Genomic DNA, 26004 nt, shown 5'->3' with positions numbered 1-26004 from the left:
TAACTGTTAACTGATAACTGATAACTGTTAACTGATAACTGTTTCTATCTTTCAAATAACAATCTTTTACCTTGTACACTTTCGTTAAATTGACCATTTTCAAAGGCTAAATGTCCTGAAACAATGGTATGAGTAATGGTAGAATTAAAAGTTTTACCTTCTAATGGTGACCATCCACATTGGTAATAAACGTTTTCTTTTGAAACAGTCGTCGTGTTTTCTAAATCTACCAACACTAAATCTGCCCAATAACCTTCACGAATATATCCACGTTTTGAAATTTGGAAACAGTCGGCAACGGCATGAGACATTTTTTCAGCAATACGTTCTAATGAAATTTTGCCTTCGTGATAAAACTCTAACATCAAATTCAAAGGATGTTGCACCAATGGCAAACCTGATGGAGACGACCAATAAGGATTTTCTTTTTCCGACCATAAATGTGGAGCGTGGTCGGTAGCAATAACGTCGATTTTATTGTCTAATAATGCTTGGAAAATTCTTTGTTTATGTCCGTCGGCTTTGATGGCAGGATTACATTTTATTTGATTTCCCAACGTTTCATAATCACGAGCATCAAAATACAGGTGGTGAACACAAACTTCTGACGTAATTCTCTTTTCTTTTAAAGGAATATCATTTCTAAATAATTCCGTTTCGTCTCCTGTCGAAATATGTAAAATATGTAAACGAGTATTATGTTTTTTTGCCAATTCAATTGCCATTGACGACGAATTGTAACACGCCTCTACACTACGAATTTCTGGGTGAACTCTTGGATGAGGATTATCCCCAAATTTCTGTTTGTAGATTTCTGTATTGGCTTTGATAATTCCTTCTACTTCGCAGTGAGTGGCAATTAATAATGAACTTTTTGAAAAAATATTATCCAGCGTTTGTTCATTATCTACCAACATATTTCCCGTAGAAGAACCCATAAATACCTTCAATCCGCAAACATTTTCTGGATTTGTCTTTAAAGCCTCTTCAAGATTATCATTAGAAACTCCCATATAAAATGAGTAATTCGCTAAAGATGTACGAGCAGCAATTTCGTATTTATCCGCCAAAAGGTCTTGAGTCAGGGCATTCGGAACAGTATTGGGCATTTCCATAAAAGTGGTAACGCCACCCGCCACACCTGCACGTGCTTCTGAGTGAATACAAGCTTTATGCGTAAGTCCCGGTTCACGGAAGTGTACTTGGTCATCAATAACTCCTGGGAAAAGGTATTTTCCTTTTGCATCAATAACGTTATCGGCTTGTAAGCCAGATAACCCTGTTCCAATTTTATCAATTAAGCCGTCTTTCACAAAAACGTCTTTCGTTTCGATTTTGCCTTCGTTGACAACTTGGGCATTGAGGATAAGTATTGTGTTCATGGCGTAAAATTACAAAAGCCATAATTTTAGATTACAGTTTTTACAATTTTAATTTTTCTGATATTACCTCTTCATAACTGCTTATGATACAAAAGGCATTATTAACTTAAAATAGGACAAAATCTGTTTATAAAAAATAACCTTGTACTATTCCAAGTTTTTTAGGGATTAGCAGGATACTACATGGGGGTTAATGAAATCGGTATAAGTTATTTTACAAAAAAATAAAGTAAATGTGCAAATAATGTGTTGGGTTTGAAGCGATTAAGATAATGAAAAATGTAAGTAGAAGAAATTTCTTAGGAACACTTGCAGGACTTTCTCTCATAAATATTGAAGAGTTAAAAGCAGATGTTCCGTTTGGCAAAAAAGATATTTCTGATTTCTGTAAAAAACTAAAACCTATCGGCAGAATACTACAAACCGAAGGATATTACGTTTGGTGTAACGCTCCTATTTATGCCCCAGATGGCAAAGTTCACGTATTTTATTCGAGATGGGCAGATAAATATAAGATGGGGGGATGGATTCATAAATCAGAAATTGCTCATGCAGTAGCTGATAGTCCAGAATCAGAATTCAAATACGTTGAAACTATCCTTGCTCCAAGAGGTGCAGGTTTTTGGGATGGCACAACTTGCCATAATCCTCACATTCAGTTTATTGATGGTAAATATTGCTTGTTTTACATGGGCAATTCAAACGGAAAAACCAATACAAAACGCATTGGCTTAGCCACTGCTGATTCTTTGGATGGTCCTTGGAAACGCCCTGACAGCCCTTTATTAGAAGCAGGTTCGGATGGTTCATGGGATGACCACTGTACTACAAACCCCGCTTTTTTGAAGCATCCAAATGGTGAATATTGGCTTTATTACAAATCTTGGAATACCAAAGAATACAACGAAGCAAAAAATCCAAGTATTAGAGGAAATCGAAAATACGGCTTAGCTATTGCCAAAAACCTTGAAGGCCCTTACGTAAGATATGAAGGAAATCCAATTGTAGATTTTTCGGGATATGGTGAAAACCGACAAGTGGAAGATGCTTATATCTATTATGAGAAAAAGAAATTCAAAATGATAATGCGTGATATGGGTTTCTTTAACCATGAAGTAGGATTATACTTTGAGTCGAAAGATGGTCTTCATTGGGCAAAACCCAAAATTGCCTATCACGGAGCAGACACTTATTTTAAACAAGCTCCTCCTCCCGCCTACTTGACTCGCTATGGTAGATTTGAACGCCCACAGATATTAATGAAAGATGGCAAACCAGCTTATCTTTTCACCACCACACAAGGTGGAAATTATATGACATCCTCAGGTTTTGTTTTCAAAATAGAGCCTTAGGTTTTGGTGTTGAAATATAGATGCGACTTGCCAATATTATTTGTGTCAGATTAACACCGTTTTTTACCCATTTAAAATTTAGATTACAATTTTTCCAAACAATTCATTTTAAAGTATATGAAAGCAATTCGACTATTATCGAAAATCATCATGTTGTCTTTAGTCTCTTTAATGGGATTTGCTCAAGACAGGGTGATTACGGGACTTGTTACCGATGGCGTTTCGGGTTCAGGTATTCCGGGAGTAAGCATTTTACTCAAAAATTCAGCTCGTGGTGTTACCAGCGACGCATCTGGGAATTTTAAAATTGCGGTAGCAGATGAGAATGGCGTTTTAGTATTTTCATCGGTAGGTTATACAACCCAACAAGTAAGTATTAACAGCCGTTCAATCATTAATATTGCCTTATCTCCAGATACAAAATCACTTGACGAAGTAGTTGTGGTAGGTTATGGTACACAAAAGAAAGCTAACGTTACGGGGTCAATGGCAAATTTCAATGCTAAAGATTTAGACCAACGTCCAGTAGCAAGAGTTGACCAAGCTCTTATTGGGCAGTTAGCAGGTGTTAGTGTAAAACAAACAAGTGGAACTCCCGGTAAAGGTTTTAGCGTACAAGTACGTGGTTCGGGTTCAATTTCTGCAAGTAATGAACCTTTATATGTAATTGATGGATTTCCTTTGGAAACATCTGGACAAAATGCCTCTGGTGGTTTTAGTACAGGTAACCCATTAGATAACTTAAACCCAAATGACATCGAGAATATTCAAGTATTGAAAGATGCCTCGTCGGCGGCAATTTATGGTTCTCGTGCGGCAAATGGTGTTGTTTTAATTACCACTAAAAAAGGACAAGATAGTAAAGCAAAAATCAGCTTAAATGTGTATTCGGGTATCACAAAAGCAACTCGTATGCTTGATATGTTGAATGCAGAAGAATGGATTGACCGTGCTACTGAAATGATTAACGCTCAGTGGGTAGCTTCTGGAACTGGACGTACAGCTTCACAAACAACTGCTGAAAGAAGAGCTATTCTTAAATTGGCAGGAACTGCGGTAAATACTTCATTGATGTTAGATGACCGTTGGACGCAAGAAGGACATCCGGGATTAACTTATATCGACTGGCAAAAAGAAGCTTTCAGAACGGGAATGGTGAAAAACTATCAACTTTCTGCAAGTGGAGGAAATGCTAATGTTAAATATTATGTTTCTGGAAATTTATTAAATCAAGACGGTACAACGCTAAATACATTCTATAAAAACTATTCTGCTCGTGCCAATGTAGAAGTAAAAGCGAATGAGAAATTAAAATTCGGAATAAATTTAGCACCGTCATATTCTGAAGCTAACGACCCCGGAATTGAAGGAAAAGATGCCATCATTCACATTGTAGCAGGTATGACTCCTGTACAAGAAGCTAATGCTGGACTTGATGCTAACACAGGAGCTTTTCCAAGTTATGCGTGGAGTGTTTCAAGAAATAGCCCAATTCGTCAATTAGAAAATAACGTAGGTTTAACTAAAAACTTCCGTACTTTATTCTCTACTTATGTTGATTATGAATTATTGAAAGGTTTAACATTCAGAAGTTCAATCAACTTTGACAATACAGATGCTTCAACAAAAAGATATAGTCCTGATTGGGTAAATGGTAGCCAAACAGCTCGTTTAAATACTCCGGGAATATCTACTTCTGGTAGTTTTTCAACTTTGAGAAAGCAAACAATTGTTAATGAAAATACACTTTCATACAACACAACGATTGCAAAAGACCATGATTTATCAACCGTGATTGGATACGCTTATAACTTAACAAAGTTGGCAACTTCAACAATGTCATCAGCGGGTGGATTTAACAGTAGTACAATTACGACCTTAAACGCTGCGGCTTCGGTAACTGGAAATACCAACGAAACTCAAAACGTTTTACTTTCTTACTTCGGACGTGTTCAGTATGGTTTCAAAGGGAAATATTTACTTTCTGCAAGTTTACGTCGTGATGGTTCTTCTCGTTTTGGAGATAATAATAAATGGGGACTTTTCCCTTCAGCTTCAGTAGGTTGGAGATTAAGTGAAGAGGACTTCATGAAAAATGTTAGTGCCGTTAGTGAATTAAAATTAAGAGCATCGTGGGGACAAGCTGGTAACTATAATATCGGTGATTATAGCAGTATTGCTACTTTAGGTTTTGCTAACTATACATTTGGTGCTGCTCAAGTGGGTGGACAATCTCCAAACCGTATTTCAAATCCAGATTTAACTTGGGAAAAATCACAAACAATTGACGTTGGGGTAGATGTTGGTTTCTTGAAAAACCGTTTTACAGCAGCTTTTGACTATTATACCAAGAAAAACACCGACTTATTATTGAACGTTCCAGTACCTCTTGCAACAGGTTTTGCTACTTCTTTAACAAATATTGGTGAAGTATTAAACCAAGGTTGGGAATTTGAATTGACTTCAAGAAATATTAATCAGGGAGCTTTCCAATGGACTACTTCTGTAAACTTGAGCCATAACGAAAACAAAGTTGTTCACTTAGCTCCAGGTGATGCTCAAATTTATATTCCTTCTTCTTTTGATATTCCTCATAGTGTATTAAAAGTTGGTGACCCAATGTATGCTTTCTATGTAGTGAAAATGACTGGTATTTTATCACAAGCAGATATTGATAACAAAGTTGCTTTGTATGGTACTCAAACCGCAGGTGACCCTAAATATTTTGATGCTAATAACGATGGTAAAATTGATGCAAATGACCGTGTTTACGCAGGAAAACCAAATCCTGATTTAATCTACGGTATCACAAATACCTTGAAATACAAAGGTTTCGACTTATCAGTATTAGTACAAGGACAAACAGGTGGTTCGGTTTATTCATTGTTTGGTCGTGCAGTTGATAGAACTGGACAAGGCTATACAGATAACGCTCTTGGCATTTATAGAAACCGTTGGCGTTCGGCTGAAAACCCAGGTGAAGGTTTGAGAGGAAAAGCATATTCAACTTTTGGTAGAATTAAAAATACTGACTGGTTGTGGTCTTCAGATTATTGGAGAATCAGAAATATCACCGTAGGTTATGATTTAGGTAAAATTGTTAGTAAGAAATATCTTCAAGGAGCAAGAATTTATGCTACTGCTGAAAACTGGTTTGGTGCAGACCAATACAAAGGAGGCTGGAACCCTGATGCTATCAATACTAACTTGAGTGGTGATGCTTCGTTCCCACAAGGTGGAGATTATGGTGGACTTCCATTGGCTCGTTCAATCATTTTCGGGGTAAACCTAACGTTTTAAATAATTTAGTGAATGAGTGAGTGGTGATTTAGTGATTGAATAACAAGCAAATTATATTCCCTAAAACATCCATTTTTAAAGGTGAAATCTTATGACACTTTCATTTTAAACTCACTAATTCAAAACAATATTCTAATTATAAAATCATGAAACGAATATATATCTTTTTATCAGCAGCCATTTTAGGATTAGCAGGTTGTACTGATGAACTCGACCAAAAACCAATTTCAAGTGCTACAACCTTGACATTTTATCAAAGCAACAACGATTTCTTACAAGGCATCAACTCGGTATATGCTTCATTGTCGGGCTATCCAGACCGTCAATTGAATTTATCAGAAACTCGTTCTGATAATTTATATGCAGTTTCTGATGGTGGTGTACGTGACTGGGAAGGTGTGAATAGTTTTCATCCTACTTTGGCAACAAACCCATATATTTCAGAAGCATGGTCAGCCAATTATAGCGGTATTTTTAAGGCTAATACTTTCTTAGACCAATTAGCTAAAAATGGAGCTGTCATTACTGATGCTACTTTAAAACCACGCTTTGAAGCAGAAGCTCGTTATTTGAGAGCTATGTATTATTTCGACTTAGTTCGTTGGTTTGGAAAAGTACCTTTGATTGATAAAGTAGTTTCTCAAAACGAAGCTTTAGCCATTCCAAGAAGTTCGGTAGCTGACGTTTATAAATTGATTATTAGCGACTTACAATTTGCCACGCAAAATTTACCTGCTACTTACACTACTGCAAACGTTGGGCGTGCTACTAATAATGCTGCAAAATCTTTATTGGCATTAGTATATATGACTCGTTCGGGAGCAACTTATAACATTGAAGGAGCAGGTTTAGGCGTAAACGAGTGGGCTTTGGCTTATTCTTTATTAAACGAAGTTATCAGTAGTGGTAAATATTCATTGTTGCCAACTTACCCAAGTATTTTCTCATATACCAATGAAAACAATGCAGAAGTAATTTTTGATGTTCAGTTTATCAGTGGAGGTTTAGGATTAGGAACAACTTTTCCTGTTGTTTTAGCTCCTGATACTTATTTTACGGCAAATGGTTTACCAAATCAGACCTTAACAATTCGTCCGATTTCTAACGACCTTTTGAACTCTTATGCTACCGCTGATACTCGTAGAGCATTCAGTATTTTGAGTGGTTATACAAACAACGGTGTACAAGAAACTCGTTCATTCTTCAAGAAATATATCGACCTTACGAAATACGGAAAAAGCCGTACCGACTGGCCAATCAACTTTATCACCATGCGTTATGCAGACGTGTTAATGATGAAAGCTGAATGTATTTTACAAGGCGGTGGAGGTACTCAAGACGAAGCCGTTACGATTGTAAACTCTATCAGAAAAAGAGCAGGTTTAGGTAATATTACGTCTTTGACTTTACCTCAATTAATGGAAGAGCGTCGTAAAGAATTTGCAGGAGAAGGTACTCGTTGGCATGACTTAGTGCGTTCTGGTTTAGTTGAAAAAACCATTACGGCTTGGATTCCAGTAGAAGATGTTTTGAAACAAATGAAAGCCTTCAAAACTGATTATATCCTTTATCCAATTCCACAATCTGAATTAGACGTAAAATCTGGTTTATATACTCAGAACAACGGATATTAAGATTTGATTATTTGTAATAAAAAACGGTCGTTAAAGATTTCTCTTTACCGACCGTTTTTTGTTTTCTGGAATAAAAGTTAATTTAAACATTATAAGGATTAATACATATAAGCCCTCTCTATATCGGCAAAATCTTTGGTATTTCGAGAGATAATTGTAAAACCATAAGTCAAAGCTGTCGAAGCAATAATTGCGTCAGGAAATTTTATTTTCTTTTGCTTTCTCAGAACGACACACGTATCAATAATTGATTTATTTGTCTCTATTACATTTGCTAAAGCCATAAACTCTTCTGTGGCTTTGGAAACATTTTTGTAACCCAACACTTCAATATAAGTAACAAATGAAATGGTGAAATCCTTGTCAATAACGCCTTTTAGCAATAACATTCCTTTTTCAGATAGAACTCCCGATTGAGCATCAATAATAACATTGGTATCTATCAAATATCTCGTTCCCATTCGTTGCGGCTTTGAGTTACATACGCTTGCATTTTTTCACCTTCTTCTTTACTCAGTGTACCAAAAAAATCAGATGGTTTTTGACGTATTGATTGACTTTTAGACGTTTCTAAATGTTTTAAGTCTTCGTGCTTTGCCGTAATATTATTCCATTCTTCAATAGGAATTACTACCGCAGTATGTCTGCCTTCTGTATCAGAAATATATTGTAAGTCCATGATAATTAATAGTTAACGATTTTATGAGACAAATATATTATAAAAACCTTCCCGAAAGGTTTAAAACTTTCGGGAAGGTCAATAAATACCCCTTAATCCAACAAACCCTTATAATTAGAATCCTTCGGAGGATTAACAGCTTTCGGTTTTTCTGTTGGAGCATCTAAAGTTATCAGATTAAATTCTCCGTTGTTATAAGCATCTAACATTTGTTGTCCTTTATCAGTCAAAATACCGTTTTGAATATCTACTGAATTGATAAAATCCATTGAATAATCCATCGCACGTTTCATTTCTCCCAATTTTTTACTCATATCATCTTGGATATATTCCATTGATTCATCAAAGTAAAACTTCTTGTCTGGATTACCTTTGAAGATGCTAATAGCCGTTTTCAAAGCATTTGAAGAAGCCTTCACAATTTCGTATTCTGCCTCTTTTAATTTTACTTTAATTTCGGTTTCCTTGATGATATAATCTGCCGAAGAAGCTACTTTTTCCATGAATCCCAAAACCGTTTTCATGTTTTTTTGTAGTGGAAAAAGCTTTTCATTCATTTCTTGTAAACCTGCTCCTTCGATGGTTGCCAAAGCGGCAGCCTCTTTCATTCCCGGTTTATCGGTCATTGAATTTGCTTTGTTGGCTTCAGCAAATTTGGCTTTAATATTTTCGTTATTTTCCGTGATTTTTTTGTTCAATTTCACTAATTGTCCAGCCAAAATATCAATTTGTCCCGACATTTTTTCTTTCTTCTCACGCAAGTCCGAAATATAAATTTTCATAATGGCAATCGGGTCGAGTTGAATAACCAAACCTGTGATTTTACGCATCAAAGTCTTGAACAAAAAGAAAACCGCTGTTCTTACGTCACGACTCGTAATTAAGAAAATCACTAAACCCAAAACCGCTAAAAGTCCACCCAAATAAAGTGTATTTGAAGTCACTTCAATCAAAAATTTCAGGATTTCATTAATGTAATATAAACCAAAGGCTCCCGCTGCTCCTAAAAAAAGCATTGATGTAATTCCTTCTGGTTTGCTCCAAAATGATTTTTGAGGTCCTTCTCCTCCAATTTGTGATAAGTCTGCTGCCATTGTTATTTTGTTAATTTGGTTAAAAGTTATTTTGTGAGTGTTTCCCATTTTAATAGACTCAGTCCAAACTTGGATTCTTATGATTAAGAGATTTTAAGATAAAATCAAATGAAAAATCCAACAATTCTTTAATCCAATAAATCTAAGTTCAGATAAGCTTTATCAGCTCAAATACTGCTGAATTTTTGCAATATCGCCTTTTATTTGTTCTACGAAAGAACTATACGTGATTTCGTAATTATTTTTATTAGCGGTAATCTTAGCACTTTGTTCCGAAATATCACCTGTAATCTTTGTAATTTTCTCACTATTAGCATTTATTCTGTTTTGCAATTCAATAATTTGCTTAGCAAGCGTTTCATTTTCATCTTGCGTTGTTTTCAAATCGTTTTTCAATCCGCCAACTTTCTGAGAAATAGCATTTTCCACATCTTTCAAAAAATTCTGACGGTCGGTATCTAAAATACCAACATATTGATTAGCCGTTGTGGATAAAACCGAAACGTCTGTAATTCCTCCCATCGCTTTGAAACTTGCCCAAGCCGCCTGATACTGTTTATCTTCTGGAAGCCCCAAACCTGCCAAACTTTTCAAAGCTTGCATATATTCAAAATAGTCTGGTCCTTTCAGATTTGAATTTTCAATCAATTGCACAAAATGGTCAACAAACTTTTTATCAACTACACCCGTTCCTGCCGAATTTTGTACCGCTACTGTTTGCTGAACCTCCACTTTGGGCGGTGTTCCCTCCTGCGTAGGCGTTGTGGTTGTTTGGGTTTGCGTATGAGTGGTATCTTCTTCAATAAAGAAACTCAATATTTTGCGTCCAAGACTTTTTTCTTCTTCTGCCATTTTTATATTCAATGTTTGTATTTCGATATTCAAAAACTTTATACAATATTAATGATTCTGTTCAATCAAACGCTATTTCAATTTAAGAATGGTTACAGGACTTGATGGTGTCTTGGTTTTTAATGATGTTCTTTAATTTTCCATACAATCACAGTAATTCAATACTTCATCACACGCTTTGCTTGGTTCATCACATTCATTTTCACTTCTCTCCGCCAACTGATAATTTTGAATCATCAAAGTAATCGAGACACTTAAAACCAATGAAACAACAATACTTTTCAATAATTAAAAATATTTTTTAAATGATTTGCAACTTCTTTTTCTAAACCTGCATCTTATGAATATTAAAACCTATTAAATGACTTATTACAAATTCTGAAATTGACATTTATCATTACCACTCAAATTAAAAATCAACCAAAACTTTAGAAAATCTACCAGTAATCCATTAAAATAACCGATTAGCTATTTTGTATAACAAGGTACTGGTTTTAACATATAACTTTGACACAGAAATTAAAACAAAAACAATCTCTAAACTCTCAAATACTAAACCTTTTAACCTGAAAAAATACTAAATCTATCTTTTAAAATCAAATACTCTAAACAACATAAATACCTGTATATCAAACCTCTAAACATATTTAACTTTTAAATAATACTAAATCTATTTCTCTGAAAAATTACAATTCTCTAAATAAATTTTAAATCAATAAAAATATTCTAAACAGTCAATAAAATGAAAAATCTCGTAAAAACCTTCGCAATTGCAACTTTAGCAGCTATCACTTTCACGTCAAATGCTGACAATGGAAACTCTACACCAAGTAAATCTAAAACTTTTGAAATAGGTATGTATCAATCTATCAATACCTTACAAATGAATGTAATGATTGAAAAAGCAACCGATAAAAACATTACGGTTGTGCTGAAAAATCAGAATGGGAAAGTGCTTTATAAAGGAAATGTAGATAAAAATTCGGCAGTTTATCACGGAAGATATGACATGAAAGGTTTAGAAGACGGCACTTACACTTTTGAATTCACAAAAGGTGATGAAAAAATTGTAAAAGAAGTAAACTTAACAACTCAACAAGCCATTGACGAGAATCGTATCATCCAATTAGATTAATTAAAACCGAACGCTTAGTGTATCAATTACGAACACAAACAAAGTAAACAAAAAACAATAACACCTTGATTGTCAAATATTTAATCATTTGGCACAAATATTTCAAAATAATTTCTAAACGATATTTAAAATTTAAAAACTATTCTAAACAAATCAAGAAATGAAAACTTTAGTAAAAACTTTCGCAATCGCAGTTTTATCGGCAATGACATTTATCGCTAACGCAAAAGATAATAATGTTGAGCCAACAAAAGCAAAAACTTTTGAAGTAGGAATGTTTCAAACCATTAACTCATTAAAAATGAACATAATGATTGAAAAAACGACAGACGAAAATTTATTGGTAGTTTTGAAAGACGAAAAAGGTGAAATTTTAGTAAGAGAACACGTAAGCAAAAAAGATAAAAATTATCACGGGAAATACGATATGAGTCAATTGGAAGATGGAAAATATACTTTTGAATTTACAAAAGGCGATGAAAAAATTGTGAAAGAAGTAAATTTAGTAACGACAAAACCAACTACAATCAACCGCCAGATTGCTTTACAATAGTTTAACCTCCAACTTATTCTATGAAAATGGAAGCCGTAACCCAAATCTAATTTGGTTACGGCTTTTTTATTTTTGTTTAAATCGTTGCAATCCGTAAATTGGTATTCAGAACAATCTTAAAATATTTAACAATGCAAATTTTTCAAAACCTTGCCTCACTCAAAGCACAAGTTGGACAAGAAATAGGCACAACGGCATACATGACCGTAAGCCAAGAAATGATTAATGATTTTGCCAAAGCTACGCAAGACTTTCAGTGGATTCACGTCAATGAAGAAATGGCGAGCAAATATTCTCCCTTCAAAACTACTGTTGCACATGGTTTCCTGACGCTTTCACTCGCTCCTAAATTTATGGCAGACCTTTTTAAAGTAGAATCTGTAAAAATGGGCGTGAATTATGGAGCAAACAAAATTCGTTTTACCTCAGCCGTTCCTTCGGGCAGTCAGGTGCGTATGAGAGCGAGTTTATTGGAAGCAGAAGATGCTCAACCTTCTGGACTTAGAATTACGATGAATTGTATTTTTGAAATTGAAGGACAAGAAAAACCCGCTTGTGTAGCCGAGTTAATTTCAATGCTTTATGAGTAATCTGTATCTCGATTCTCCAGAATCGAAAAAAGAGGTATAAACAAAAACGAACTTGGAAGTTCATTGTACACAACAAAACCATGAGACTAAAAGACAGAGTAGCCATCATTACGGGGGCAGCCAGAGGAATTGGCAAAGCCGCTGCCGAATTATTTTGCCGTGAAGGAGCAACCGTTATCATCTGGGATTTATTAGATGCGGGTATAGAAACTGCCGCTGCTCTTCGCAAACAAGGATTTAAGTGTGAATTTTTACAAATTAGTACAACCGATGTTCCTGCTATTGAAGCGGCAACGCTTGATATTTTTGAGCGTTTCGGGCATATTGATATTTTGGTAAATAACGCAGGAATTACGAGAGACAAAACGCTTTTGAAAATGTCGCATCTGGAATGGCAACAGGTTATTGATGTGAATTTGACAGGTGTTTTTAATTGTACAAGAACAGTTGCTCCGTACATGGTTCAAAATAATTATGGACGAATTATTTGTACGTCTTCCATTGTGGGCGTTCATGGTAATTTCGGACAAACCAATTATGTGGCGGCCAAAGCAGGCGTTATCGGAATGGTAAAAACATGGGCGAAAGAATTAGGGAAGAGCGGAATTACCTCAAATGCAGTTGCTCCAGGGTTTATCAAAACTGAAATGACTGATGCCATGCCAGAAGAAGTACGTCAAGAAATGATAAAATTGATTCCTGTAAAAAGAATGGGCGACCCAATGGATATTGCGAATGCTTATTTATTCTTGGCTTCAGACGAAGCGAGTTTTGTAAATGGTCAGGTATTAGGCGTAAACGGAGGGCAAGCATCTTAATTTATTGAATTATGAGGTTGAAATTTCAACCTCATAATTCAACACTAATTTTATTATTTCTTTCCTTTTTTACCATGCGGAGGAATTGGCAATTCTTCTTTGAACACACCCGCAGAATCAAATTTCACAGCTTTATGATTAGTGCCATCACTTAAACCTACGATGATATTTCCATCAGCGTCTTTTCCTGCTTTTTTGATAGAATAACCTGCATAATTAGCAGTAATGTAAGTTCCTACACTTGCAGGAAGGTCAGCCACAGCCACTTCTGTTAGTTTTGCTTTTTTGCCATAATGTGCCAATGCCTGTACAAATGCTCCATTTGCGTCAAATAATAAACCAGTTTCTACGCTATTTAATGACACACCAACTACATACTGTCCTTTTTCATCTTTACCTGCAAATTTGATAGTTGAACCTGCATAATTAGCATTGATGTAAGAAGTAACAGTAGCTGGTAAAGTTGCAATATCAACACTTGTCAATTTTCCTTTACATTTTCCTTTTGTCACGGTGTCATTCACAGCAGCAGTACGAGCGGCAGATGCTTCAATAGATGCAAGTACGTCATCAGAATTATCGGCATTTACCTCTTGCTGATTACAACTTGCTAAGAATAACCCAGAAACGGCTGTCAATAAAAACAATATTTTTTTCATGCTATTTTTTATTAAAGATTAAATGTTTTGTAGTAGAATACGCAAATCATTTTATTCATATTGCCTGATTTAATATAATTTTTAAAATATTCCAAAGGTAAAAATCGCTCAAAACGAAATTCGTTCATCTTTTATTTTGTGATATTATTAAAATATTTACTTCGTTTAAATAATATATTTTTTTACAAACATCAGGCAATACAGCAATATCAAGTCATGTAATCTTCATCAAACAGTAAAGGATTTGCAAACCCCAAACTTTAAATTTTCAATTCAATTAATAACAACAAAACAACATGAGAAAGAATCTTTTAGTAATATGCGGATTATTTTTATTGACATTAGCGTCATGCAGTGAACAATCAAACATTACTCCAACTGACACAACTTCAACAGTATCTTCAGCAAGAGGTTCTGCTGATAGTACCAAGAAAAACACAACTAAAGTGGCAGTTACTCAGGCAAATTTATTAACTGCAATTTCATCTTATTTAACCACAAATTATGCAGGATACACTTTTGTAAGTGCATATAGTAAATCTGTTAGCAGTGTAATTACGGGTTATTCAGTTGATATTACTTTAAATAGCGTTCCATATCACATCCATTTTGATGCCGCAGGAGCTTTTGTAAGTGTAAATTCAACAGGAAGAAAAGGAAAAGTTGATCAATCAATCGCAGTCGTTACGCAAACAGAATTATTAGCAGCCATTACAAGCTACCTAAATACCAATTACGCAGGATACACATTCATCAATGCTTATAGTAAAACCTCAAATAGCACCTTAACAGGCTATTCGGTAAATATTACTTATAATAGCGTTAATTATCACGTAACATTTGATGCAACAGGTGTTTTCATTAGTGCAGGAACAAGAAAAGTAAAGACAGCCACAACCAATGTACCAGTAGCTCAGGCTGATTTATTAGCAGCAATTTCAACGTATTTAAACACAAATTATGCAGGATATACTTTTGTAAATGCGTATAGTGAAGCAGTTGCAGGTGTGATTACTAATTATGACGTAAACATTACTTCAAATTCTGTAACATATCACGTAGTATTCGATGCAACAGGCGTTTTTGTAAGTGTTGGAACGAAAAAATCTGGTAAGAAAAAATAAGTCAATTACTTATTTGATTTGAGTACAACAATTAATTTTCAAGTATATTAAAGTGCCTTTAAGGTTGTTAGTGTTCTGAACACTGACAACCTTATTTTGATGAATATTTCAACTCATCAATTCGCCAACCCCAATACTTGATTTCCATTAAAAATCAAACGCCCTTTTATTTGAAGGTATTTTGCATTGGCATTTTGAGTTAAGGTTACGTTGTGAGGAGTTTGTATTATTACTTCATCATTTACCGTTGGAATACAATTACAAGACCATGTACTTGTATTATTCCAATTTCCACTATTGACGCTTTCTATCATATTGGTACTGATTTTATATAGCTTCCCTTCATAAAAAGTAGCTACATAAAGTTCCCCGTTGGGTTCTTCTCCAAAACTTACGGGATTGGGTAGCGTAATATTTTGTAATATATTCTGAAACGTTCCATTCGTATTTCGTTTCAAAGTCCAGAATTTTCCTGTTTGATAATCTCCATAAACATACCAACCCCGCAAAGATTGATATTGTGTTCCTCTGTACACAAATCCACCCAAAACCGACCCCCCAACTCCATTAGAATTGTAACCCGCATAGTCGAGCAAAGGCATTACATAATTTGACGCATCTCCGCAACCCGTACTTACATAAGGATGTGAGCCTTCATAGCATCGCCAACCATAATTGAGCCCGCCAGCGTGATTATTTGGGGAAAAATCCACTTCCTCCCAATCATCCTGCCCATTATCACCAATCCATAAATCGCCCGTTTCTTTATCAAAACTCCAATGCCACGGATTTCGTAAACCTCTCGCCCAAATTTCATCAGGAATATTATCGCCTGCAATTTGATAGGGATTTGTAGATGGAATACTATACGGAGAGCCATTATTTACATCAATACGCAAGATTTTCCCAAATAAATTTTGAAGGTTTTGAGCATTTCCGTCAGTATCCCCTATTGAACCTCTCGCCCCAGAAGCTCCATCACCCGTTGTAATGTATAAAAAATCATCTTTACCAAAAGCCAAATGTCCAGAACGATGCCCATTGACAGGATATGGAACAACTAAAACGATTTGCTCCGAATTTGGGTCAGCAATATTGGAATTATTAGCACTCCGAGTGTAACGAGCATAAACTGAAGCCTCCGCATTTTTCTGAACATAATGAACATATAAATAACCGTTTTGAGCATAATTTGGGTGAAAGGTAAATCCAAAAATACCGCCCCATTCTGCATCTCTAATTTTAGAAGAAATATCCAAGAAAGGCGTATTCAGAAGAGTTCCATTTTGTACTATTTGAATTTTACCATCTAATTGAGAAACGAATAATCGTCCATCACCCACAGAAGCAATATTTGTAGGGTGGAATAATCCAGAAACTATTTCAGTCAATTTCAACTCAGGATTTTGAGCATTTGAAATATTTGGAAATATCACGCCAAACAGAATAAAAAGGTAAAAATTGAGTAATAAATATTTCATGGAATTGCAGTATTTTTCGATACAAATATATGCTCTGTTCTTAACGTTCTAATGGTCAATTAGATAAAACAGATAGAATATAAATAAAACAAGTCAAAAACTTTTTAATTCTCAGATAATACTCGTAATTTTGCACCCCTGATTTTATGTCAGTTATGAATTTTTAAGTTGTGATTTGTGAATAAGATTCTTTTCAGCATTCACTAAATCACTAATTCACAACTCATCAATAAGAAAAGGAACGTGTATCTCAAATAAAACAACACAAAATGCCAACTATACAACAGTTAGTAAGAAACGGCAGAGAGCAATTGACGTTTAAATCAAAGTCTCCTGCATTAGATTCTTGTCCTCAACGTCGTGGTGTTTGTACAAGAGTTTATACAACTACGCCAAAGAAGCCAAACTCGGCTATGCGTAAAGTAGCTCGTGTACGTTTAACCAACGGAAAAGAAGTAAACGCTTATATTCCAGGAGAAGGACACAACTTGCAAGAACACTCAATCGTATTGATTCGTGGTGGTCGTGTTAAAGATTTACCAGGGGTTCGTTATCACATCATTCGTGGTGCATTAGATACCGCAGGTGTTAACGGCCGTCGTCAACGTCGTTCTAAATACGGTGCTAAACGTCCTAAACCAGGTCAAGTACAAGCTCCAGTAAAAGGAAAGAAAAAATAGTAAATAGAACGTAATTAATAGAGAATAGTTATTCTGTTACTCATTAATTCTTAACTATTAACTAAAACAGTCCAGTATGCTTTCGTTAAGGGCAGAAGATGGGCTAAATTTAAAAACTTAACAATACAAATGAGAAAGTCAAAACCAAAGAAAAGATACGTATTACCTGACCCTAAATTTAGGGATGTAATGGTAACTAAGTTTGTTAATAACTTGATGTACGACGGAAAAAAATCAACGGCATTCACGATTTTTTACGGTGCATTAGAGAAAGTTGAAGAAAGAACTAAGGAGAAAAACGGTTTAGAGTTATTCAAAAAAGCTTTAAATAATGTTATGCCTACGGTAGAGGTTAAATCTCGTCGTGTGGGTGGTGCTACATTCCAAGTTCCAACGGAAGTACGTGCTGACCGTAAATTGTCAGTAGGTATGAAATGGTTAATTCTTTATGCTCGTAAGCGTGGAGATAAAACTATGATTGACCGTTTAGCTAACGAAATCATGGCAGCCGCTAAAGGTGAAGGTGCAGCAGTTAAGAAAAAAGACGATACGCACCGTATGGCAGAAGCAAACAAAGCATTCTCTCACTTCAGATTCTAATTCAAATATTAACAACGAGATACACAAACAAAAAGAGCGAAAATCGAAAGGTTTTCGCTCTTTTGTTTTGCGAACCTCTCAGAAGTTTCAGAACTTTGCAAAAACAAAAAGTTTATAATCTTATGCTTCAAAGAATCCAAACCTTATTATTAGCCGTTGTTGCAGTAGCGATGTTATCGGTTACGGCCTTGCCTATCTGGGAGAAAAGTAGTGCTACCTTAAACGAAAAAGTAACGCTTACTTCTTTTGCCTTAGAACATTGTAAAGGCACTACTTGTGTGAGTAGTGATAGCACAGTATTCATTTTATTATTAGCCATTGTGTCAGCAGTATTAGCAGCCTTTTCAATTACGCAATATAAAAAGAGAATGTTGCAAATGACTTTAGGCTTAGTCAACTCTATTATGATTGCCACCGTTTTAGGATATACTTTCTATCAAGTTTTCAAAGTTGGTATTCCAATGTTTGAACCTGAAAGTCAAGGAAGTTATGGGGCGGGATTTATCGCTGCGGTATTAGCAATGTTATGTAATATGATTGCCAACCGTTTTATTCGTAGAGACGAAATGTTAGTAAAATCTGCCGATAGAATGAGATAATCAATTGTGATTGAGAGAATTGTGATTTAGTGATTAGTAAGCTTCCGATAGCAAAACTCACCAAATCACAATTCACTAATTCACAATTAAACCAGCCCTTCTTTCAACAAATCATGCAAATGCACAAAGCCTAAGGGCTTATTGTCTTCTACCACAACCAACTGCGTAATATTTTTCTCCTGCATAATCTGTAAAGCCTCCACCGCATAAGCATCAGGTGAAATTGCTTTTGGCGTTACCGTCATAATATCCTTCGCAAATAGTCCCGCAAATGAATCATATTTGTTCAGCATTCTACGCACATCTCCATCTGTAATAATTCCTGCTAATTCTTGATTTTCGGTCAAAACAGCCGTTGCCCCTAATCTTTTAGAACTAATTTCTAAAATTGATTCTTTCACGGTTGAGTTTTCATTAACAATTGGCAATTCATGATTTGGATAAATATCTGAAACCTTCAAATACAATTTCTTTCCCAAAGCTCCTCCTGGATGGTATTTTGCAAAGTCTTTACTACTAAAACCTCTGTATTCTAACAAACAAACTGCCAAAGCATCACCCAAAGCCAAAGCGACTGTGGTACTGGTAGTTGGAGCAAGATTCAGTGGGTCTGCTTCTTTTTCAGCCAGTGCATGAAGGAGAAAATCAGCATTTTTTCCCAGATAAGAACTTGGATTAGACACCATCGCAATTAACTTTACATTAGTTCTTTTAATCAGAGGTACTAAAACCTTTATTTCGGGCGTATCCCCCGACCGTGAAATGCACATTACGGTATCACCAGACTGAATCATTCCTAAATCACCGTGAATCGCATCAGCAGCGTGCATAAACAAAGAAGGCGTACCCGTAGAATTTAAAGTAGCCACAATTTTTTGAGCAATAATTGCCGATTTACCAATACCTGTAACAACCAATCGCCCTTGTAGGTTAAGTAGGTGATTTACACAGTTTTCAAATTCGGAATCAATCAAATGAACAATTTTTAGGATAGCATTAGCCTCTTCCTCTAAAACTTTTTTTGCAGTTGATTGAATATTTTTTATTAATTTCAATGTTAGAAGTTATTTTGAATGACTGATTTTTTATTGAATAATTGCAAAGATACTAAATAAGAATGCCTGTAATATCAATGTTCTACGGTTTACTTGTTTCAATGTACTACATGGATAACAAGCAGCATAACTTACCCCATATTCATGTTAGATATGGAGAAGAAGAAGCAGTATTTTCAATTCCAGAGGGTGATATGATTGACGGTGTTTTGACTAAAAGAAAACGTAAATTAGTAGAAGCATGGATAGAAATTCATCAAGAAGATTTAATGGCAGATTGGAGTTTGGCAGTAATTGGTGAAAAAGTTTTTCCAATTGAACCCTTAAAATAATATAGAAATGAATCCAAGAGTTAAAAATGTTGAAGCAAATCATGACTTTACTTTAAAATTGACTTTTGATAATAATGAGGTAAAGTCATTTGATGTAAAACCATATTTAGAGTATGGAGTATTTAAAGAACTAAAAGATTTAAGCCGCTTTTTAACGGTAAAGCCATTTCTGGGAACAGTAAAATGGTTAAATGAACAAGACTTTTGCCCTGACACATTATATTTAGAGAGTACAAATATTATATAATCAACCACCAAATACATTACAAAACCTCAAATACGTTTGAATAATATGAGTGTTACCCAAGAAACCGCCGACTTGCTAAAAGAGAAGCTCAAAGAGACCTTCGGCTTTTCTCAGTTCCGTGGTGAACAAGAAGACATTATTAAGAACACACTTTCAGGAGAAAACACCTTCGTAATAATGCCGACAGGAGCGGGAAAATCGCTTTGCTACCAAATGCCTGCCATTGCTATGGAAGGTACAGCCATCGTGATTTCGCCGTTGATTGCCTTGATGAAAAATCAAGTGGACCAAATGAATGCTTTTGGCATTAATGCTCAATTCCTCAATTCTTCATTGAATAGAGCAGAAATGACAAAGGTTAAAAATGCGGTTATTAAAGGAGAAGTTAAATTATTATATATCGCTCCTGAGTCTTTGACGAAGGAAGACAATTTAACTTTCTTAAAGCAAGCAAATATTTCTTTTGTTGCGATTGATGAAGCTCACTGTATTTCGGAATGGGGACATGATTTCCGTCCAGAATACCGTCGTATCAGAAATATCGTTGAGAGTATGGACAAAGCTTTGCCAATTATTGCTCTTACCGCTACGGCAACGCCAAAAGTTCAACAGGATATTCAGAAAAATTTGAATTTAGACGATGCTCGTTTATTCAAATCTTCTTTTAATCGTAAGAACCTTTACTACGAAATCCGTGCAAAACGTGATGATATTGATAAGCAAATTATCAAATACATCAAAGTTAATCACGGAAAGGCAGGTATCATTTACTGTTTGAGCCGTAAGAAAGTAGAAGAAATTGCTAATTTATTAAACGTAAATGGCATCAAAGCTCTTCCTTATCACGCAGGTTTAGACAGCGACGTGAGAATGGCAAACCAAGAGGCTTTCTTGAATGAAGAAACCGAAGTTATGGTTGCTACGATTGCCTTCGGAATGGGAATTGATAAGCCAGATGTTCGTTTTGTAATTCACTATGACGCTCCAAAATCGTTAGAAGGATATTATCAAGAAACTGGTCGTGCAGGTCGTGATGGTTTGGAAGGAACGTGTATCATGTTCTATGCCAAAGAAGACATCAACAAATTAGACAAATTCAATAAAGATAAAACCGTTGTTGAGCGTGATACAGCCAGAATGTTGCTTCACGAGATGGTTCATTATGCGAATTTAGGAACGTGTCGTCGTCGCCAATTATTAAACTATTTTGGCGAACACATGGATAAAGATTGTGGTTTCTGTGATAACTGTAACAAGCCAACACCAAAGTACAAAGTTGAGGAGGCAGTGGTATTAGCACTTCAAACGGTTGAATTGACAGGTGAAAGCTTTGATGCACAACATATTGCTGATATTTTGATGGGATATAAAAGTCAATTCGTTGGCTCAAATGACCACCAAAAAATTGCAACATTTGGAAAAGCAAAAAGTTATTTCAAACTCAATTCAGACGATGATGAAGATGACGACGACGATGAAGACGACGAAGTAGAATTCTCTGATGAAGAAGATGAAGATGGAAATCCAATTCCAAAAGCAAAAGCGAAAAAAACTCCAAAATCTAAAAGCAGAAAAAATGCTGAACCAGAACCAATCGAACAATGTGTTTCAATGGTTCGTCAAATTGCCGTTTTAGGTTTCTTAGAAAAAGACGTTGAAAATTATGGCGTTTTGAAATTGTCAGACAAAGGTCGTTCGTACATGAAAGACCCATTCCCTTTGACACTCTCGAAAGACCATGATTATGAAAACGAGAAAATTGAAGAAGACGAAGAAAAAGAAGCCTCAGGCGGAAGTGGTTCTTATGACGTAGCGTTATTTGAATTGCTCAAAAACCTTCGTAAAAAATTAGCCAAAGAAAAAAATCTTCCTCCGTATGTTATCTTCCAAGACCCATCTTTGGAAGAAATGGCAACAACTTATCCAACCACCAAAGATGATATGGCAAATATCAACGGTGTGGGTATGGGGAAAGTGGTGAAATTTGGTCGTCAATTCATTGATTTGATTAAAAAATACGTTGAGGATAATGAGATTGAAACTGCTTCGGAAGTAGTAGTGAAATCGGCGGTTAATAAATCAAAAATCAAGATTCATATCATTCAACAAGTTGATAGAAAAGTAGATTTAGACATCATTGCCGACCAAAAAGAGTTAGCAATGGCAGAACTCATCGAAGAAATTGAGCATATCTGTTATTCTGGCACAAAATTGAACTTAGATTATTATATCAATCAAGTTATCGAACCTGATAAACAAGATGAAATTTTCGATTATTTCATGGCAGCCGAAAGTGATAATATCGCCGTGGCAATGGATGAATGTGACATCGAAGACATCACAGAAGAAGAATTACGATTGATGAGAATTAAGTTTTTGAGTGAAGTAGCGAATTAAATTTTGGCATTATGTTATAGGCTATAAGCAATAGGCAAATCATCTAACGTTTGCTTATAGCCTAAAACTTAAAGCTTAACTATAAAAAATGAATACACTAATTTTAGGTTCGGGCGGACGTGAACACGCTTTTGCATGGAGAATTGCCCAAAGCCCTCTTTGTGATAAATTGTTTGTAGCTCCGGGAAATGCGGGAACAGCACAAATTGCAACCAATTTACCTATTGGCTATAATGATTTTGAGAAAATTGCAGAAGCAGTTATCTCGAATAATATTGAATTGGTCATTGTTGGCCCTGAAGAGCCATTAGTAAAAGGAATTCGTGATTATTTCCAGTCGAGAGAAGACTTGAAACATATTTTAATGGTTGGACCAGATTCACACGGTGCAATGTTGGAAGGGTCGAAAGATTTTTCTAAAAATTTCATGGTGAAATACGGAATTCCAACAGCCAAATCTGCCACTTTTACAAAAGATACGCTTCAAGAAGGAATGCAATATCTTGAAAGTCAGAAACTCCCAATAGTTCTTAAAGCAGATGGATTAGCCGCAGGAAAAGGTGTAATTATTGCCTTAACTTTAGATGAAGCCCAAACTACCCTTTCTGAAATGTTGGTCGATGCTAAATTTGGAGATGCCAGCAGTAAAGTCGTAATAGAAGAGTTTTTAACAGGTATTGAATTATCAGTTTTTGTTTTAACAGACGGAAATTCATACAAAATCCTTCCCGAAGCTAAAGACTACAAACGTATTGGAGAAGGAGATACAGGTTTAAATACGGGGGGTATGGGTGCAGTTTCGCCAGTGCCATTTGCCAATGAGAAATTCATGCAAGCCGTTGAAAATGACGTAATTATTCCTACGATTGAAGGACTTAAAAAGGAAGGAATTAAGTATAATGGATTCATCTTTATCGGTTTAATGAACCACGAAGGCGAACCACAAGTAATTGAATACAACGCAAGAATGGGCGACCCAGAAACGGAGGTAGTTTTACCAAGAATCGAGTCGGATATTTTAGCATTAATGATTGCCACTGCCAAAGGCGAACTTCATGAAGTAGATTTCGTGGTAAGCAAACAACACGCAGTTACCACTGTGGTTGTAGCAGGTGGTTATCCGGGAGATTATAAAAAAGGCGATGTTATCGTTGGTTATGACTCTGTAAAAGACGCAACAATTTTTCATGCAGGAACAAAATTGGACGGAGATTTGGTAGTAACCAATGGCGGTCGAGTTATGGTTCTTACAGGAATGTCAAATACGCTTGAAAGAGCAATTCAAAAATCTCAAAAAGCGGCCCAAGATGTGCTTTTTGAGGGTAAATACTATCGTAAAGATATCGGGCTTGATGTGTTGAGGTACTAATTTGGAAGTAATTTCAAAAACTTATTGAATATAAGTAAATATTAGGATTTAGTTATCTGGAATAAGTATTGTAATTTTCTATTAATCAAACTATTACAATAAATTCATTAGCAAATCTTAATGAATACTTACCACGGAAGTCGTCGCTTAAAGTGACGACTTCCGTGTGGATTAGAATATCTAAATTAAGTTTAGTCTTCCCTTTTAACAATCAAGCCTCATCCTTACTTAAATATATATAATTATGGGATGTAAATCGTGTTCCTCAGGTAGCTGTGGGACTAAAAATAAAGAAGATGGTACAAAAGTAGGCGGTTGTCAGAACAACGGAGCCTGCGGTACTGGTGGTTGTAACAAAATGAACGTATTTGACTGGTTGTCGAATATGGATGTTCCAACTTTCAGTAAATTCAACATCGTAGAGGTCAAGTTTAAGGGTGGAAGAAAAGAGTATTTCCGCAATACAAACCAAGTTGAGCTTTACGCTGGCGACCCTGTTATTGTAGATGTACCAAGTGGACATCATTTAGGTTTTGTATCGCTTCAGGGTGAGTTAGTTCGTCTGCAAATGCTCAAAAAAGGCATTAAGGATAATGACGAAATCAAGGCTATTTATCGTAAAGCAAATGATAAAGACCTTGAAAAACACGAACAGGCAGTCGCTCGTGATTACCCGACGATGTACCGCACTCGTGAAATCATCAAAGAACTGAAGTTAAATATGAAACTCTCAGATGTTGAGTTTCAGTCAGACAATACAAAAGCAATTTTCTACTATTCTTCTGATGACCGTGTAGATTTTCGTGAGTTAATCAAAACTTTAGCGGGAGAGTTTAAAGTAAGAATTGAAATGAAGCAAATTTCGCTTCGTCAAGAAGCTGCTCGTGTGGGTGGTATTGGCGTTTGCGGACGTGAATTATGCTGTTCTACTTGGCTTACAGACTTCAAAAATGTAACAACTTCGGCGGCTCGTTATCAAAATCTATCTTTAAATCCTGTTAAACTTTCTGGTCAATGCGGTCGTTTAAAATGCTGCTTGAATTATGAATTAGAGACCTACATGGATGCTCTTAAAGATATTCCAACTATTGAAAAACCACTCCAAACACTTAAAGGAGATGCTTTTTTACAGAAAACGGATATTTTCAAAAGAGTGATGTGGTTTGGATATAGAGGCGAAGAAAGTAACTGGATTCCCGTTTCGGTTGACCGTGTTCGTGAGATTTTGAACATGAATGAAAGTGGACAAAAACCACAAACAATCGACGGTGCAGAATCAGCAAAAATTGAGTTAGAATTAGAAAAAGGAAGTGGACCATTGAATGCCGATTTGGACAAAATGGACAAAAAATACGGCGGAGGAAATAAAAAGAGATTTGATAAAAATAAATCTGACCGTACTGATTTTAAACAAGAAAGAAAAGATTCTCCACGTCCAGAACGCAAAGATTTCAAAAAAGATAATCAACGTCCAGAACGTAAGGATTTCAAGCAAGAAAGACGTGATGTAAAAGCTGATAATAAACCCCAAAATGCTGAAAAACCTGTAAATCAAGCAGGAAATAAACCGCAAGGAGAACAGCAAAAAGGGAATCATCAGCCACGCCAACAAGGACAAAAGGGCAATAAACAACACAATGCTCGTCCGCAGAATCAGCAGGGTAACGGAGAAGGACAACAACCTAAACCGCAAAACCAACAACGTCAGCAAGGTAATAACGGAGAAGGGCAACAACCTAAACCACAAAATCAGCAACGTCAGCAAGGTAATAACGGAGAAGGGCAACAGCCTAAACCACAAAACCAACAACGTCAGCAAGGTAACGGAGAAGGGCAACAGCCTAAACCGCAAAACCAGCAACGTCAACAAGGACAGCAACCCAATGGTGATGGGCAACAACAACCTAAACCACAAAATCAGCAACGTCCAAACAACGGTAAACAACAAGGAAACAAACCTCCACAAAACCAACAACGCCCTCAGAATCAACAAAATGGAGGCAATAAAGGTCCAAAACCAAACAATCGCCCACCTGAAAATAAAGGCGATGGACAGGCTTAGGTTATAAATT

Annotated in this window: 24 protein-coding genes; 16 read left to right on the top strand and 8 right to left on the bottom strand. The window is 35.7% G+C overall.

Annotated features, from left to right (window positions below; translation table 11 throughout):
- Positions 1-44 precede the first annotated feature (44 nt).
- Positions 45-1382 (bottom strand): dihydroorotase, encoded by a 1338-nt coding sequence (locus LV89_RS08655; protein WP_109742485.1) that lies wholly within the window; start codon positions 1380-1382, stop codon positions 45-47.
- A 272-nt stretch (positions 1383-1654) separates the two neighbouring features.
- Here LV89_RS08655 and LV89_RS08650 point away from each other — a divergent pair, with 272 nt between their 5' ends.
- From LV89_RS08650 to LV89_RS08640, 3 genes are all read left to right on the top strand, one after another.
- The gene (locus LV89_RS08650) at positions 1655-2734 is read left to right on the top strand and encodes a glycoside hydrolase family protein (protein WP_109742484.1); all 1080 of its coding nucleotides are present in this window, start codon (positions 1655-1657) and stop codon (positions 2732-2734) included.
- Between the two features lie 117 nt (positions 2735-2851).
- Positions 2852-6034: a SusC/RagA family TonB-linked outer membrane protein gene (locus tag LV89_RS08645; RefSeq protein WP_109742483.1), complete on the top strand. Its 3183-nt coding sequence runs from the start codon at positions 2852-2854 to the stop codon at positions 6032-6034.
- A gap of 146 nt (positions 6035-6180) precedes the next feature.
- On the top strand, positions 6181-7668 hold the full coding sequence (locus LV89_RS08640; protein ID WP_109742482.1) for a RagB/SusD family nutrient uptake outer membrane protein: 1488 nt from the start codon (positions 6181-6183) through the stop codon (positions 7666-7668).
- 98 nt (positions 7669-7766) lie between these two features.
- On the opposite strand, the gene LV89_RS08635 is transcribed toward LV89_RS08640, so the two are convergent.
- The 4 genes from LV89_RS08635 to LV89_RS08620 all read right to left on the bottom strand — a co-directional run bounded on the left by LV89_RS08635 (position 7767) and on the right by LV89_RS08620 (position 10293).
- Positions 7767-8129: a type II toxin-antitoxin system VapC family toxin gene (locus tag LV89_RS08635; RefSeq protein WP_109742481.1), complete on the bottom strand. Its 363-nt coding sequence runs from the start codon at positions 8127-8129 to the stop codon at positions 7767-7769.
- A complete protein-coding gene (locus tag LV89_RS08630) occupies positions 8111-8347 on the bottom strand; it encodes a hypothetical protein (RefSeq protein ID WP_109742480.1) in 237 nt (78 codons plus the stop codon). Before LV89_RS08630 ends, LV89_RS08635 begins: the two co-directional genes overlap by 19 nt.
- A 92-nt stretch (positions 8348-8439) precedes the next feature.
- Positions 8440-9441, bottom strand: a complete 1002-nt coding sequence (locus LV89_RS08625; RefSeq protein ID WP_109742556.1) for a hypothetical protein — start codon at positions 9439-9441, stop codon at positions 8440-8442.
- Between the two features lie 162 nt (positions 9442-9603).
- Positions 9604-10293 (bottom strand): hypothetical protein, encoded by a 690-nt coding sequence (locus tag LV89_RS08620; RefSeq protein WP_109742479.1) that lies wholly within the window; start codon positions 10291-10293, stop codon positions 9604-9606.
- Between the two features lie 742 nt (positions 10294-11035).
- Between LV89_RS08620 and LV89_RS08615 the strand changes: the two genes are divergently transcribed.
- The 4 genes from LV89_RS08615 (at position 11036) to fabG (ending at position 13389) form a co-directional block, all read left to right on the top strand.
- Positions 11036-11428 (top strand): T9SS type A sorting domain-containing protein, encoded by a 393-nt coding sequence (locus LV89_RS08615; RefSeq protein WP_109742478.1) that lies wholly within the window; start codon positions 11036-11038, stop codon positions 11426-11428.
- A gap of 160 nt (positions 11429-11588) precedes the next feature.
- The gene (locus LV89_RS08610; protein ID WP_109742477.1) at positions 11589-11981 is read left to right on the top strand and encodes a hypothetical protein; all 393 of its coding nucleotides are present in this window, start codon (positions 11589-11591) and stop codon (positions 11979-11981) included.
- Between the two features lie 131 nt (positions 11982-12112).
- Positions 12113-12571, top strand: coding sequence for a MaoC family dehydratase (locus LV89_RS08605; RefSeq protein ID WP_109742476.1), 459 nt, complete (start codon positions 12113-12115; stop codon positions 12569-12571).
- Positions 12572-12651: 80 nt separating this feature from the next.
- On the top strand, positions 12652-13389 hold the full coding sequence (fabG, locus tag LV89_RS08600) for a 3-oxoacyl-ACP reductase FabG (protein ID WP_109742475.1): 738 nt from the start codon (positions 12652-12654) through the stop codon (positions 13387-13389).
- Between the two features lie 53 nt (positions 13390-13442).
- Here the strand turns inward: fabG and LV89_RS08595 are convergent, their stop codons facing one another.
- Positions 13443-14048 (bottom strand): PepSY-like domain-containing protein, encoded by a 606-nt coding sequence (locus LV89_RS08595; RefSeq protein WP_109742474.1) that lies wholly within the window; start codon positions 14046-14048, stop codon positions 13443-13445.
- 296 nt (positions 14049-14344) lie between these two features.
- Here LV89_RS08595 and LV89_RS08590 point away from each other — a divergent pair, with 296 nt between their 5' ends.
- A complete protein-coding gene (locus LV89_RS08590) occupies positions 14345-15172 on the top strand; it encodes a PepSY-like domain-containing protein (RefSeq protein ID WP_109742473.1) in 828 nt (275 codons plus the stop codon).
- A gap of 116 nt (positions 15173-15288) precedes the next feature.
- On the opposite strand, the gene LV89_RS08585 is transcribed toward LV89_RS08590, so the two are convergent.
- On the bottom strand, positions 15289-16653 hold the full coding sequence (locus LV89_RS08585; protein ID WP_109742472.1) for a PQQ-dependent sugar dehydrogenase: 1365 nt from the start codon (positions 16651-16653) through the stop codon (positions 15289-15291).
- 269 nt (positions 16654-16922) lie between these two features.
- Here LV89_RS08585 and rpsL point away from each other — a divergent pair, with 269 nt between their 5' ends.
- The 3 genes from rpsL (at position 16923) to LV89_RS08570 (ending at position 18532) form a co-directional block, all read left to right on the top strand.
- Positions 16923-17333 carry a 30S ribosomal protein S12 gene (gene rpsL, locus LV89_RS08580; RefSeq protein ID WP_109742471.1) on the top strand — a complete coding sequence of 137 codons (411 nt, stop codon included), beginning with the start codon at positions 16923-16925 and terminating at the stop codon, positions 17331-17333.
- Positions 17334-17462: 129 nt separating this feature from the next.
- Positions 17463-17933, top strand: a complete 471-nt coding sequence (rpsG, locus tag LV89_RS08575; RefSeq protein WP_109742470.1) for a 30S ribosomal protein S7 — start codon at positions 17463-17465, stop codon at positions 17931-17933.
- 122 nt (positions 17934-18055) lie between these two features.
- A complete protein-coding gene (locus LV89_RS08570) occupies positions 18056-18532 on the top strand; it encodes a DUF4293 domain-containing protein (protein WP_109742469.1) in 477 nt (158 codons plus the stop codon).
- An 86-nt stretch (positions 18533-18618) separates the two neighbouring features.
- On the opposite strand, the gene LV89_RS08565 is transcribed toward LV89_RS08570, so the two are convergent.
- Positions 18619-19587 carry a KpsF/GutQ family sugar-phosphate isomerase gene (locus tag LV89_RS08565; RefSeq protein WP_109742468.1) on the bottom strand — a complete coding sequence of 323 codons (969 nt, stop codon included), beginning with the start codon at positions 19585-19587 and terminating at the stop codon, positions 18619-18621.
- A gap of 62 nt (positions 19588-19649) precedes the next feature.
- On the opposite strand from LV89_RS08565, the gene dhiT reads away from it, so the two are divergent.
- The 5 genes from dhiT to LV89_RS08540 all read left to right on the top strand — a co-directional run bounded on the left by dhiT (position 19650) and on the right by LV89_RS08540 (position 25994).
- A complete protein-coding gene (gene dhiT / locus LV89_RS08560; RefSeq protein ID WP_109742467.1) occupies positions 19650-19919 on the top strand; it encodes a type II toxin-antitoxin system toxin DhiT in 270 nt (89 codons plus the stop codon).
- Positions 19920-19926: 7 nt separating this feature from the next.
- Positions 19927-20166 (top strand): DUF2442 domain-containing protein, encoded by a 240-nt coding sequence (locus tag LV89_RS08555; RefSeq protein WP_109742466.1) that lies wholly within the window; start codon positions 19927-19929, stop codon positions 20164-20166.
- Between the two features lie 45 nt (positions 20167-20211).
- Positions 20212-22563 (top strand): RecQ family ATP-dependent DNA helicase, encoded by a 2352-nt coding sequence (locus LV89_RS08550; RefSeq protein WP_109742465.1) that lies wholly within the window; start codon positions 20212-20214, stop codon positions 22561-22563.
- 88 nt (positions 22564-22651) lie between these two features.
- A complete protein-coding gene (gene purD, locus LV89_RS08545) occupies positions 22652-23932 on the top strand; it encodes a phosphoribosylamine--glycine ligase (RefSeq protein WP_109742464.1) in 1281 nt (426 codons plus the stop codon).
- 244 nt (positions 23933-24176) lie between these two features.
- Positions 24177-25994: a PSP1 domain-containing protein gene (locus LV89_RS08540; protein ID WP_109742463.1), complete on the top strand. Its 1818-nt coding sequence runs from the start codon at positions 24177-24179 to the stop codon at positions 25992-25994.
- Positions 25995-26004: the final 10 nt, after the last annotated feature.

Source organism: Arcicella aurantiaca, from assembly GCF_003148625.1.
In the GTDB taxonomy this organism is placed as follows: Bacteria; Bacteroidota; Bacteroidia; order Cytophagales; family Spirosomataceae; genus Arcicella; species Arcicella aurantiaca.
The sequence above is the reverse complement of the archived record's forward strand: the minus strand, read 5'-3'. Positions and strand labels throughout refer to the sequence as shown.